A 14106-nucleotide genomic window follows, 5' to 3' on the forward strand; every position below is an offset into this window, starting at 1 on the left:
CCATGTGTTTCCATTCCGTTATATGCAAAGGCATCTACGTGTGGCGTTTTCCTATACTCTGTTCGAGGCAGCGCGGCGAAACGTTGGTTGTAGGTTTCGGGGGCTGAAAATGTGCACAAAGATCCGTGCGCCGGGCGAGATTCTTTCCGGGGTTTAGGGGCTGCACCACAATGAGTAACGTCGCCCTGCCAGGACGTATTGGCAGGATTCCTGCCCCCAGAAGGACGACCCAACAGACTTTTTGCCTCAGGGTCGGGCGCAACAGGGCTCCGTAGTTGAGCCCTCCGCAGCCGACAGCAAAGTGTCAGAGGCACTGGGTAGTGTGAATAAATAAAGATCAATCCCGGGGGAAATATGATTAGATCCACAGGCGCTGATGCCGGTAACAATGCCTATGATCAATGGAATACGGCATTGGCTAAGGCGTATTTCGTAGAGGAAAACGAGGGCAAGCTCGTCTACTTGGATCAAGACGACGACGCATTTAACGTAGCCGCAACATCGCTCGGCGTCGCCGCGGAGCAGGCACCAGACCAACTTGTCGCTGCCGTGCGTGGGAGGCTGTTTTGGAAAAGGTCGGGCGTGCCGATGTTTGCCTGGTTCGACGAAATGACCGAGCGGTGGCTGGAGCACCGAAACCATTCAGTGGAGACAAAGAGGGCTCCTGAGGCGCCGCCCCACATCGCTCTCCTGACCCTCTTCTCAATGGCTGCGGAGACAATGGGGAGTTCGTCCAAAGGGCTTAAGCAAAGTGAAGCGGGATTCTACGGTCAGCTTGAGGACCTTCTCTCAGTTCCATCTGAGGAGTCTCAACGTCTACGTACCTCATTCAGGGCCTCGACAGAGGCATACTGGGAGGCTTTGGCCCTCTGGCTTGAAGACCGTGATGGTGCTCTGGGCCTTCCGAGCGCTTATGCACTGACCCACAGGTATGTGGGATTGCCGGTTTCCCAGGCCCTCGTCCGCGAAACAGAGCGGCGCAACCTGAGGCGCATGTTCGAAGAGCAGGGGCTGTTGCCGGGAACTGCTTTGTCCCACACCGAAATGTTCAACGCACTAGATGTGTGGATCCACAGTGCTCGGACATCCGCCAATGCCTCCATGATCAAGATGTGGGCCAACAGCGACACACAGGACCGCATAACTGACATCGCACTTGCTGAACTGGCTGCATGGGATGGTCCAGGTCATGGAACCGACGGGCAGACCAACGTCTCTGCCAGAAGGTGCTTCTTTACACTCAGAGAGAGCAGGCAGCGCCTCGCGACTGTCTTTCAACTGGGGCTAGTGGCCAATGTGCAATTGGTCGCCGACGAAGAAGCGACGCTAGCAGGAGAGCACGAGGACATAAGCGTTGTTCTTCGGTCCGGCTCGCCAGGCCAGGCCGGCGTCGATTTCAAAGGTGTGCTGCCGGATTACGCAAGTTTCCTCGAGGGCGCCGTTTCAATGACCACGCAGTCCGGACAAACGATCAGAAGATTCCCCAAGAACGTTCTGATTCTGACTCGGGACCCTGTCACTGAGCGCTACCTGGAGACAGACCGGATAGCTCCGGGTACCCCCGCGCGGGTCTTAGTTCGTTTGCAAAGTGGCCTGGCAGATGCGGTGGAGAAGATCCTCATTGATTCGGCGCAGCCCGGCTATTCCAGGCTCCTCGAAGGCCATGCCGGATTGCCCGCAGGATGGGTCATGTTTGACCGTGTACAAGTGCTTAGAAGCCCGGCAGCCGCGCTGATTACGAGCAAGGAACTTGCTGGGTTTGAGCTCCGTTTGTCCGCACAGATGACTCTAAACGGAGGGCTCAAGCTGCCTGGCAGGGTCGCCCGGTGGAGCGCACGTAGCCCCCTGCAGTTGGTTATCGCCTCAGATGAGGATGGCCCTTTCGAACTCGTTATGACGACCCTGAATGCTGAGACTCTGCAGGCAGAAGAGAAGGTGCTCATACACGGATTGCTCGCACCGTACGCTGTGATGCTAGAGGACCTCGACATTGATCGTGAGGACTTCAGCCTCTCTTTGCGCGCCGGGAAGAAGACACTGCAATCGATTTCAGTCAAACTTCGTGACTCTTCATCACCTAGGGCTGCGTCAGCGGCCGCTTACCGGTTCCTCTGCAGGGACTTTGGGGACCCCTCGTGGCCGGTAACGGCTGTCCCCGCCGTTGAGGCGGATCGGATCGGAATCGACGGACTCCTTGTACAAGAGGAAGCGGCGGATAGCACAACGACGAGAGAAGTATCCATTCCTAGGACAGCGACATGGTCAAAGCGGAGGGTGGGAAACACCAACCGGAATGTGCTTCGACTTCCACCTCCGGGCCCAACTTCCTGTCTGATAACGGGAAGGCACCATTTCATCTTTCCGACGTTTCATGGAGGGTGGCCGCAGACAAAATGGATCTATGGGGAATGCGAACAGTGTCGCCTGAGCAGTCGGGCTCCAACCCGTTTTACCAAAAAAACAACCCAGCGAAAGTCACTGTCAAACCAAACCCCGCTGCCTCCACTCTCGACTAAGGAAGAACCCAATTGGGAGGTGCTCATGGATGCCTTGGCCTACATCGGCTCAGGCACAGCCAAGGAATTCTCAGGCCTGGCCAGACAGCATGAAGACACGCCTCTCTTCGAGAAACGGTTGCTCACAGCGCTCGAAGCGCTGGCATACATCGAGGTTCAGCGCGACTCCTCACATCGTCTCACTCACTGGGAAATGGCAGCGAGCAGCATCGGTGGACTCAGTGACGGTTCTTGGTTGCTTGCAGGGTTGTGGGACCGGGAAATGGTGGCTTCTGTCGAGCAGGCAACCCAGGCGTGCGGAGGACGCATTGAGCAGATCGATGTAGCGACTCACGCCAGCAGAATCATTCGCGGCATGGATCAGACAGCAGTCGCGGAGCTGGCTGCAGACTTGGAAGTAGTACTTCGCCCAGGCGCAGCGGACGCTCTTACCCGGGTGCTCCCAAACATATCTACTGTTGGGCACTCGTTGACTCGGTCCTCACTGCCGGACGTGCACGAGTGTCAGTTTTTTGAACCGGTATCCGCAAGCTGGCTGGACGTTGACTCCGCCGAGCATGCAGGGCTGTTTAGAAGCCGTCACGGATACGTCACTCACTATTTCTTCCGTACCCCGGCAGACGTTAGAAACGGCGTAGGAGCAAGGGTCGACGTCGAACTCGGGAAACACCTGGCAGCCATTCAAATCGGGCACCATTTAGCCGCCTACGATCCTGAATCGCAGACGCTCTCCGTGCCTATGGGTGCCGAACTTCCCGGAATCTACGGACGCGCCGCGGTCATGGCCTCCGGAAGGTTTCCTGAATCTGATTTCCGAACATCATCACTGAATTACCGGGGAGTGGAACCTCAAACTGCCCGCCTTTTGATTGGAAAAGTTGCCTCATGAGCCTCGTGCCCACGCCTACATCCGTCTCGGCCGCTCTGCGCGATGCCTTCCAACGCTATTTCAGCACCCACTACCGGCTCAGGTCCCCCGGTCTAACCGCCGATCGGGACGAGCTGGTCATGTCTCCCGGGCAGGTGTTCCGGGATCCTTTGATTGAGCCTGTCATCCCCTATCCAGCTACAGACGACCTCATCCGCACCGCCGTGGAGGCAGGATACTCCGAGTCTGTGGCCAGGACAGTAGGAGATGCGCTTTTTCGCCAATTCACAGCGCCGTCTTCCAATCCGCAAATCCGCAGCCATCAGGCGACCAGCATTACGGTAAACCGGCGGTCCGAGGAGGACGGTCCGCAGCATGTGGTGGTGACCTCCGGAACCGGATCGGGCAAAACGGAAGCGATACTCCTGCCCATCCTCTTGCGGCTAGTGGAAGAAGCTGAGGCATGGGGAACGCCCGGCCCCGTCAGCCGCTGGTGGACAACCGACTCCTATACCAGGCTCCGAAAGGCGGAGGAGCGCCCAGCTGCTGTCCGGGCCATGGTTCTCTACCCGACCAACGCCTTGGTTGAAGACCAGCTGACGCGCCTACGTCTCGCATTCCGACGCATCGGGAAGACAGAGCCGGCAGCCCGACTGTGGCTCGGTCGTTACACGGGTGCGACTCCGGGAGGGAACGGTATTCCTCAAGGCAGCAACGCCAAATCCAAGATTGCCAGGGCAGCCCAAGAGCTGCAGAACCTTGAGAGTGAGTTCACTGATTTGGTGAAAGCAGGAGCCAGCGATGAGGATCTGGCTCTGTTCACCAATCCCGCCGAGCACGAAATGGTGGTTCGCTGGGACATTGTCCAGGACCCACCGGATGTGCTCGTATCAAACTTTGCCATGCTCAACGCCATTCTGATGCGTGACTTTGAAAACCCCCTGTTCGCAGCGACGCGGGAATGGCTCAAAACATCACCAACGCACGTTTTCACACTGGCCGTGGACGAGCTTCACTCCTATCGGGGCACATCCGGCAGTGAAGTTGCACTCCTCATCAGGCGTCTACTCAACAGGCTCGAGCTCACGCCGGACAGCCCGCAACTACGCATCATCGGTGCGAGCGCCTCGCTCAATGCAGATGACGCTGGATACGAGTTCCTGGAGGAATTCTTCGGGGTCGACAGGAAACGATTCCACATCACGGAGGGGCAACGCCAAACCTTGCAGGACACGTTGCCGCTGGATCTCGCTCAGGTGCTGAAGGAAGATGAGGCAGACACACTGACGAAGAGGGCCCCCGAACTTGCTGAGGCCGTCGCCCGGGCCTGCTATGACACTGACGAACAACGCTACCGCACCTACTCACTGCCCACTGTGGCCGAGCGGCTTTTTGGCTGCCCAGACCCGGGTGTCAAAGGTTTGGACGCTGCCTTCCGTGCCATTGCACAGAGCGATCAGCGAACCATTCCCCTTCGAGCGCACCTTTTCGCCCGGGTGCTCTCGGGGCTATGGGCCTGCAGTAACCCCAAGTGCGTAGGGGTTGATGACGGACGAGCGGATGTATATCGGACAGTGGGAAAGGTTTTCGGCCGTCCAGTATCCATGTGCGACGCATGTGGCTCGCGCGTGTTGGAGCTCATTCTCTGCAGCGAATGCGGCGATGTAAGCCTGGGGGGTTACCGCCTGCCGCTGCAGGGAGACGGGGAAGAGGCGCTGAGCTCTACACCGACCTCCATCATGTCCGACAGCCCCGGGCTGGTGACCAGGCGCCGGCGGGAGAGTTACCGGTGGTATTGGCCGTCACCCGACGGCACCCGACCGGTCGGGCAAGCGGATTGGACCCATGCCAAGTTCAAACTGCAATGGGTCCCCGCGCGTCTCGACGAGGCAGGGGTCCTTCAAATCGGCGCTGAGGAGGCCACAGGATGGGTATTCCAGGCCTCGGGAAAGGGCGATGCCGGGGCAACGCCGGCATTGTCCAGCCGATGCCCACGATGCGGACAGTCAGGAGGACGGCAGACCGAGTTTGAAAGCGGTGCAGTGTCCACGCCTTTGCAGGGCCACGCCACGTCACCGGCACAGGCCACCTCCGTATACCTGAGGCAGCTGCCCCGAACCTTGGGGGAAAAACCCGAGGACTATCGCACCATCGTCTTTACAGATAATCGTGACTCCGCGGCACGGACGGCTGCGTCGTTGGCGACTAGACAGTACAGCGATATTTTGGTCCAAATGCTTCACCAGGGTCTTGCGGAAGCCTCCGAGCAGGATCCCATTGACCTCGTTGACCGTTTTGCCCACGGGAGCGCTGATCTGACCCAAGAAGAAGTGTCCGTCGCACAACAAATTGCTCAGGAATACCCGACGGCGATCATTGCTGCAGTTCGCCTCAGGAGCGGTTTACCGACGGAAGCTGACCTGGAAACAATCGCGCAAATCCGTCAGGGACGCAGCGACACCATCGGCTGGTCGGAACTCCGCGCCAGGACCACAACAAAACTAGTGGATCTCGGACTCAGCCCCGGCGGAAGTGGAGCTTTTGCTCAAAAGAAAGACGGGGAACCCTGGTATACGTACTATCCGTCCCCGGAACCAGGGATGTGGATTGAAGCGCCCGTCTCTGCCAGCGCACCCGCCCGTGATGCTTTTTCGAAAATGCTGGACCAGGAAATAGCCATGCAGCTCTTCGACTCCGGCCGACGGGATATAGAGTCGACTCTCCTGGCCTGGATCAAACCCCCGGCACATGACGGTGGTCCTTTGGAGACAGACGTGAGCATGCAGATTCTGGCAAGCTGTGTGCGCATTCTGGCTCTGGACCGGCAATATCAGGGCCATTGGGCGCTGCAGGATACCGGCACCAAAGCACCCACCGGAGTTAACGGGTACCTCACCAAAGTCGCTGCCAAATTTGAGACTGACCGTGCGACGCTAGAGGCATGGGTCTACCGGGCTCTGCAGACCGCCAACATCACTGATGGATGGGTCCTGAGGTTGCACGGGCATTCCAGTCAGATAGGGTTCGCACCAGCAGGGGAGCAGGTCTGGGAATGCCTTCGATGCGGCTTCAGGCATCTGCAACCGTCTGCAGGAATCTGCGCACATAAAGGTTGCGCTTCAACGGAGCTCGTCGAACGGAAGACCGGAGACTACGAGCAGGATTACTACAGCTGGCTGGCAGAACAACCAGTCCGCAGGATTGCAGTCGCCGAGCTCACTGCTCAGACGAAACCGGCCGAGGAGCAGAGGAAAAGGCAGCGGTGGTTCAAAGGTGTGCGACTCCCTGCTCCACAGGAGAACGCGCGGACGTCGCAGCTGGATGTGCTCAGTGTGACAACCACTATGGAAGTGGGAGTGGACATTGGGTCTCTGAACGTGACGCTGATGGCCAACATGCCGCCGCAAAGATTCAATTATCAGCAACGCGTTGGCCGAGCAGGCCGAGCCGGCCAAGCCTTCAGCTTCGCCATTACATCGTGCCGTGACTCCGCGCACGATGAGTACTACTTCAACCACGCGGAGCGGATAACCGGCGACTTGGCACCTCAACCTTTCCTGGATCTGGGGCGTATGCGGATCGCCCAGCGAGTCGTGGCAGCAGAACTGTTGAAAAGGGCCTTTCTCTCGTTGCCCGGGAGCCCCGAATGGAGCAGTGAAAGCCTGCACGGATCCTTCGGCAAGACGAGGGATTGGCCAAGGTACAGGAGCGGGGTGGAACACTGGCTGGCTACGAGCTCGCAGATCGCCCCCACTATTCGGAGGCTCACGGCCTACACGAAGCTCACGGAAACTGAGGTTGAGGATCTCATCTCTTGGGCACGCACCTCCCTGTGTGAACGAATCGATTTCATCCTGAAACAGCCGCATGTCACTGAGGAGGAACTAAGTCAGGCGTTGGCTTTGGGCGGCGTCCTGCCAATGTTTGGCTTTCCCACCCGAGTCCGGAACCTCTATCGGGACCTTCCGAAACGTAAACTTGACGATCAAGTCGTATCGGACCGGCCGCTGGGCATGGCCATAACGAATTATGCTCCCGGGTCGCAGGTAGTCCGGGACCAGCTTGTTCATACCTCCGCAGGGTTTGCGCATTACGTACGGAAGGGCAACGGCTGGGTCGCGGCAGATCCGCTGGGACCCAATCACCATGTCTCCCTCTGCCAGGAATGTGCCACGACCTTCATCGACAAGACTGTTGCCGCGTGCCCCACGTGTGCTGCGCCCATGCAGCAATTCCGCATGTACGAGCCGCTGGGGTTCAGAACTACCTATGTGGAACGCCCGTTCAGAATCGACCAGTCACGTACCCATGCCAAAAGCATGCCGACTTTCGTATCGGAGCAGGAAATGAGCCTGCAGTCCCGCGTTTGCGACGTGGATCTTCGACTGTATGAGCAGGGAAAGCTGGTGCAGTACAACGACAATAAGACGAAACTGTTCAAGTTGTTGCGGCAAGCAGACCAATCTGTTGTGGCTTCAGACAAGAACCTGTACCCCTCGGGATGGCGGGACATGCCTGAGACCGGACAGGATCTTGGGAGTGCGGCCATTGGAGAAATCCGGACCACCGATGCCCTGACTGTGGACTTCCTCCCGTTGCGGACGGCCGACGGCGGCATTCCCATCCAGCAGTCAGTTTTGCCAGCTGGGCACGCGGCGCTTTGGTCGCTGGCGGAAGTTCTTCGAGTCGGCGCAAGGGAGCAGCTCGACATCGATCCTCAGGAGATCCAAGCAGGTCTTCAGTACATCACCGCGGGAGCTACTCCCACGGCGCGGGTCTTCTTAGCTGATTCCTTGGAGAACGGTGCCGGGTACGCAGTCGAAATTGCCAAGCCTGACGTTTTTAATGAATTGCTGAGAAACACGAGGAAAGTCCTTCGCAACCAGTATGAGGACCGTTCGCATATTTCCTGCTCCGCTTCCTGTCCTGACTGTCTGCGATCCTGGGATAACCAGCGGCTTCACGGTGCCCTGGACTGGAGACTGGCACTCGACATGTTGGACCTCTGTTCAGGGGCTCCGATAAATGCTGAACGTTGGTTCGGCCGTAGAACCGAACTGGAATCAATGATTAACAGCATTAGCCCGGACGTCGGCATCACCTACGATGACAGCGGCATTCCACTCGTGAGCATTCCCGAAGCTCAGACGACAATTATGGTTAGTCATCCCTTGTGGTCCCGAAGCCCGGAACGGTTCAACAACGAGCAGACGCATGCCATTGAGTCCATCCGACATGCCCACCCCGGACACAGGATCGCAGTCAGCGACTTCTATGACATCACTCGTCGGCCACTTCCTGTGCTGCTGGCTGCCTACAACGGGGCTGCAAACTACCTGAACGTGTAGGCCATTTGGGTGGCGTGGGCGCGCTGCGCGCACGCCACCCCTGGCGGCAGCCCTTCTCATTCCGCAATCTCCTGTTGCCTTTTGTTATTCACGTCGTCTCACGGATGAGGTGACACAGCCGATTGTCTAGAGCAGGCTGATTTTGTCAGCCGAGCAAGAAAGTGTCCTTCTCAGTCTCGGCTCATATTGGGGTAGCAGTGGTGCGGCACACGTATGGGCGAACTTCCCGATTATCCTCCCGGAAGCTGATTCATCAACATACAGGCCACATGTGATGCCGGCGTATACCGGCACGCCCAGGCCTGGATCTCGGGAACCGCTGAATCAACAGAGTCCATTGTCTTTCGGCGGTTAATCTGATGGAATCCAGGGTGACCTGATTACCTCGACAGGGTTGGGGACGGGACTCCAGCACAGGGCGCCACATACCTGACCAGCAACTTATTCAGGGTAATCCCGACTTAGTCCACAACTATTAGCTGCGGCGAGCCGTTCGGGTTCTGATCATAGAGCCGGGTATTGACCAGAAACTAGAAGGACAGCCGGTATAGCTACCTCAGGTTGCTTATTGTGACTTGACCATGTCGCCCACGGCACTTACATCACGGTTGCGTAGAATGTCGACGGTGATCAATGATGCAAAAATAGAAAACATACGGACCGATACGCATGTTGAGGAATGGCGCAAACGACTAATTCAAGGTATTGAGTCTGGAGAGAGAGTCCAACCTGTGGATCAGGTGGGCTCCACTCCAACCGGAGAGGATAAGTATCCCGTCAGTACAGATTCGCTGCCTACTCTAGATGCAGCCGTGCTGAGAGATATCCTCGTCAACTTCGTTGGAAAACACGATCCCCGTGGTCTAACTATTACCAACGTGAGGATTGTGGGGGAACTTGATCTCGAACATCTGGTCCTGGATTTCCCAATCGCATTCGAGCATGTCCACATGGATAGTGACCTCAACCTGAACGGATTCAACTCGCCACAGCTTGATTTCTACAAATCCGGATTCCAAAGCATCAGACTCGAGCACGCGAGCTTCAATAAGAATCTGATAATCCAAGAATGCTCGATAGAGGAGCAGCTCGATATCGGGAAGGTTAGTTGCGGAGAACTATGTCTAGATTCCACCACTATATTCGCTCGCACGGCTTCTGAATGGCCTGCTCTAAAGGCTCAAGGTCTAACAGTTTGCGGGCCGGTCAACGCATATAATATTGAATGCCGGGGTGAAGTCAGCTTCGTCGGGGCAAAAGTTGGTGGACACCTCGCCCTTAGTGGCGCAAAGGTAACTAAAAAATGTGGAACCAGCGAACGGCATTTGACTACCCAGGAAGATATGCCGTACAAGCATTGCACGGATAACGCAATTTGCATGGACTCGGTGGAAGTGGGGGGAGTGCTTGAATTACGAGACCTCGATTGCGGATGCAGTGTTCGCTTGCGGGGAGCAAAGATTGGGGGGCAGTTAATACTTACAAATTCTAAGATTGGCCGCCGTAATCCTGTCACGAGTAAGGGCCGGTCTGTTTCTTCTTGTCAGCTGGATTTAACAGGCGCGTACATAGGGCATAACTCCATATTGCAGGGACTTATAACGGGGAACGTGACGCTTCACGACGCCACGATGAAAGACCTTGATTTAGATAATGCCCAAGTGGGAAGTTCTGAAGGTAAAAGTATCGAAGCGACGGGGGCGTCGTTAGCTTCGGTATCCCTTACCGGGGGCCGCCTCCAGGGGGTCGCAGACTTCCAGCAATCCACAATCGCGGGATCCATAACTTCAAGACCTTCAAATCCACGGACCGTGCTGGCTGGTCTCAATATTTCCCGTGCGGTGATTGAAGGAGGCGTTGATCTGGGGTATATCCAGATTACCAAGTATGGGGTCAGTGCCGAACACGCCAACATTACGGGACAGTTTGTCATTCACCTGAACTCTTCTGTGGCTACGGCGGTCCCCGCTTCCCCAGCGATCGACGCAGCCAACTCCCGTATGCAAAATTTCCGGACTACTGGCAGCACGGCATTGGGCGGCTCCATGAATTTTGATGGTGCTACCGTTGCACATCTGCAGCTCGGAGGCACGTCTTCCCGAGAGAATGAGTATGCGTCCAATAAATCTGGTTCAGTGATTGCTAAACATGAAATGACTTCGATGCGGGCACGCAACGCAAACATCTTGCATTTACAAGTTCACAACGACTCGGCATGGCAGGGCGGTCTGATATTAAGCGGTTCCGCCATTGGGCACTTGAACTTCGAGTCTGGAAGCTCAAGTGCGCCCTCTGTTACAGGGACCACAGCTTTTACGCTCACGAATGTTTCAGGATTGCCGTTCACTGATTGGAAGGCGAGCCTTTCATGGCTTCAGGCCAGTACCGAGGCTTCCTCACTGCCGTATGAGATAGATGCCCATGAATCGGGGCCCTTAACGCCTACAGATTCACATCCTCGCAGCTTTCGTGCCCAACCTTGGTTGGAAGTAGCTAGGGTATTCGAATCCAGTGGCCAGGAGTCAGATGGAAGGAGATTGAGGTACGAGGCGGCTGACCGACTTCTCAGAACTCGAAAGAGTTGGTTTTCCAACACCGTCTGGCGTCACATCTCAAAATGGACAATCGGACATGGATTTTACTCCCAGGCAGCAATAGCCTGGCTGGGAATTCTGTGGGTCATATCCACATTGCTGGTCGGAATGAATGCCGCAGCTTTTACGCCAACGGATCGGTCGGCCGCATTTATTATTACGTCGGAAGATGCGTCTGCTGCCGCCATAAGACCAACCGTAGAAGAACCCGCTGCCTCCGACTCCACGCCCACGGCCGAATCTAAAGTTGCAACAGCGGTTACAACGCCAGCTCCGCTTGCATACCCTAGCCTTATCCCTCCGCTTTATGCGGTTGACGTGGTTCTTTCTCCTTTGGGGACCGGCCAATCGACCGCGTGGCAGGTAAGCACAGATGCTTGGCTAAGCGTGGGGCTGACGATCATAAAAATGATGTCCTGGGCATTGCTTGGTCTGTTTATCACTGGAATCTCGGGCCTCCTCGGCAAGAAATAGTCTGCTTGCTTTTGTTGATGGTGACGCGATCAGGAGTCGCGGGTATCCATACAGGCGGAAGGCTGGGGTCTTCTTGCTGAACTACACGGGTCCCTGGCTTGGGCTGGCAAGCTAGAGACCCGGAGAGGCGATGCGTTGCTAGATTTCCTGAATCCGAACTAGTGACAAAATTCTGTCTGTTTACCCAGAGACCAGACCCATCCCAGCAACCCGCGCGGCATGGTTAGGATCCCCGTTTCTTGCTCCAACGACGTTCAGCGCCAAGCCAGCGGGCAGAAGCTCAGAGAATTTTAGGGCCTTCAGCGCACGGGCGTCCACCTGGGGCGAGAAACGAGTTGGGGAACTTTCCAGGGCCGCACTAATGGAGTTGAGTGCTTTGCCAAGGGCTCCTACGGTGGCGTCCCGATGTAGCCCAATCTGCCAGTTATTGAAGTGGCGCGTTTCGTCCAGCAGCTCGGGAGCAACCTCAAGCAGACCAGCCACCAGCACAGCGTTGGCACGGGCACCGGCCCATGTCCACCAGCGCAGCTGACCGTTGTCCTCATGGACCAGTGCTGTTCTGCCCGCAGTCACCCGTAGCGCGTACTCATCACGCAGCTGGTCGAGTTGGGCTACAGCGCGTTTGGACAGACGAACGCAGGGTAAATCCGCACCTAAAAGGACTCTCCGGGTAGCGTCGCTGAGCTCGAAGGATTCGGGCTGGGGCATCCCCGACCACCGAGAATCGGCGGCAGCCCGTGAAGGCTCCACAAAGGCACGGCGGCGTTTCCAATCGACATAGGTGACCTGCCAGGCCCTGCCACCAAGAGTCAGGAGCCGCGGACCATCTACCTTGCGCTGAAACAGCATTGGGTCAACAGAACCGATTTCTTCTCGACCCTGCAAAACGGTAATTTGTGGGTCAGCAGTGAACACGGCCATCAGGTCGCGATAGTGGATACCACCGTACTTGCGTTCTGACTCAGGCCCCATGAAGAGCATGCCCTGATCGGAATCGAGATGACCGGTCTCCACCAGCCACTCGGCGATACGGTTCCATTCGTCCGGTGAAGCGAGGGGCAATCCGTCGAACCATTCTGACCAGCTTTGATCCCCGACGCGTCGTTCCTGCAGCGTCAGTCCAAGCAGCTGCTGTGCAGCCACGTGAAGCGGCAGGGGAGGAGCCTTCACCGGTTCGACGTAGCCTTCCGACCACAACAGAAGAAGGCCGCAGGCGCGCAGAAACTGTGCATCGTCCGTGCTGAGGAACAGCATATTGCGGGACGTGCCTGGACGCCGTCCCGTGCGTCCCAGCCGCTGTAAAAGTGAGGCCACCGTTCGCGGAGCACCGATCTGAATGGTGCGGTCCAGGTCACCGACATCAATCCCCAGCTCCAAGGTCGAGGTAGAGACAATGACGCAATCACGGGCTTCGGAGAAAGCCGTCTCGGCCTGTCGCCTCGCATCCACTGACAACGAAGAATGCGACACGAAAGTCTCCGTTCCGCGGTCACGCAGAGACAGGGCAACCTTCTCAACTGTCCGCCGTGAGTCCGTAAACACCAGGCGCTTTTCACCATGATGCAGCGCGGAGATCACCTTAGCGGCGTTCGCCTCATTGCCCACAAAGTCCAGCTGCAGGTCGGGCACAGGACCACTGCCTGCCTCCGGTGCGACCACAGTGGACTTCACGCCACGAGACTTGTTACTGCCCTGCAGCCAGGACAAAAGCTCGGGAGCATTGCCTACTGTGGCAGACAGCCCAACACGCTGAATACTCCGACCCGCAAGCCCCGAGATACGCTCAAGAACGCTGAGCAGGTGCCATCCGCGGTCGTCCCCGGCGAACGCATGCACCTCATCCACCACCACGGCGCGGACATCAGCGAACAGCTTGCGCGGATCGGCGAGGGTGGAAACGAGCATCGATTCCAGGGACTCCGGGGTGGTCAGGAGAATGTCCGGCCGGGCAAGCACCTGCCGCTTCCTGGCACCGGCACCAGTGTCACCGTGACGCACTGACGCCGTTCTGCCCAGCCATGAAGCGTATGAGCCCACACGCGGTTCAAGGTTGTTCAGCAGTGCCCGGAGCGGGCACACATACAGCAGGGACGTGCCGGACCAAGACTCGTCCGCCATGCGGGTAAGCAGCGGAAACATAGCCGCCTCCGTTTTACCGCCCGCGGTCGGTGCCAACAGCAGCGCGTCATCGCCACCAAGGACGGGCTGTATGGCCTGTGATTGCAGCGGGCGCAGGCTGTCCCACCCCAGCGAGTTCACGATGTTGTACTGAACCACCTGGTTCAGCGAATCGAAGTCCGACATCC

General features: G+C 57.3%; 4 protein-coding genes. 3 read left to right on the forward strand and 1 reads right to left on the reverse strand.

Features of this window, described 5'->3' with window-relative positions:
* The first annotated feature begins 354 nt into the window (after positions 1-354).
* The 3 genes from MUG94_RS03185 to MUG94_RS03195 all read left to right on the forward strand — a co-directional run bounded on the left by MUG94_RS03185 (position 355) and on the right by MUG94_RS03195 (position 11800).
* Positions 355-3405 (forward strand): hypothetical protein, encoded by a 3051-nt coding sequence (locus MUG94_RS03185; protein ID WP_247098832.1) that lies wholly within the window; start codon positions 355-357, stop codon positions 3403-3405.
* Positions 3402-8732 (forward strand): DEAD/DEAH box helicase, encoded by a 5331-nt coding sequence (locus MUG94_RS03190; protein ID WP_227909305.1) that lies wholly within the window; start codon positions 3402-3404, stop codon positions 8730-8732. Before MUG94_RS03185 ends, MUG94_RS03190 begins: the two co-directional genes overlap by 4 nt.
* Positions 8733-9358: 626 nt before the next feature.
* Entirely contained in the window at positions 9359-11800 is a 2442-nt protein-coding gene (locus MUG94_RS03195) for a hypothetical protein (RefSeq protein ID WP_227909306.1), read from the forward strand.
* A 180-nt stretch (positions 11801-11980) separates the two neighbouring features.
* Here MUG94_RS03195 and MUG94_RS03200 read toward each other — a convergent pair whose 3' ends face one another.
* Complete coding sequence (locus MUG94_RS03200) at positions 11981-14104, reverse strand: DEAD/DEAH box helicase (protein WP_227909307.1); 2124 nt, start codon at positions 14102-14104, stop codon at positions 11981-11983.
* Positions 14105-14106: the final 2 nt, after the last annotated feature.

It is taken from the genome of Arthrobacter gengyunqii, from assembly GCF_023022985.1.
Classification (GTDB): Bacteria; Actinomycetota; Actinomycetes; order Actinomycetales; family Micrococcaceae; genus Arthrobacter_B; species Arthrobacter_B gengyunqii.

Bases quoted from the DNA above. Each gene is read 5' to 3' on its own strand.
- MUG94_RS03185 (WP_247098832.1), top strand. From the start codon at position 355: ATGATTAGATCCACAGGCGCTGATGCCGGTAACAATGCCTATGATCAA.
- MUG94_RS03190 (WP_227909305.1), top strand. From the start codon at position 3,402: ATGAGCCTCGTGCCCACGCCTACATCCGTCTCGGCCGCTCTGCGCGAT.
- MUG94_RS03200 (WP_227909307.1), bottom strand. From the start codon at position 14,104: ATGTCGGACTTCGATTCGCTGAACCAGGTGGTTCAGTACAACATCGTG.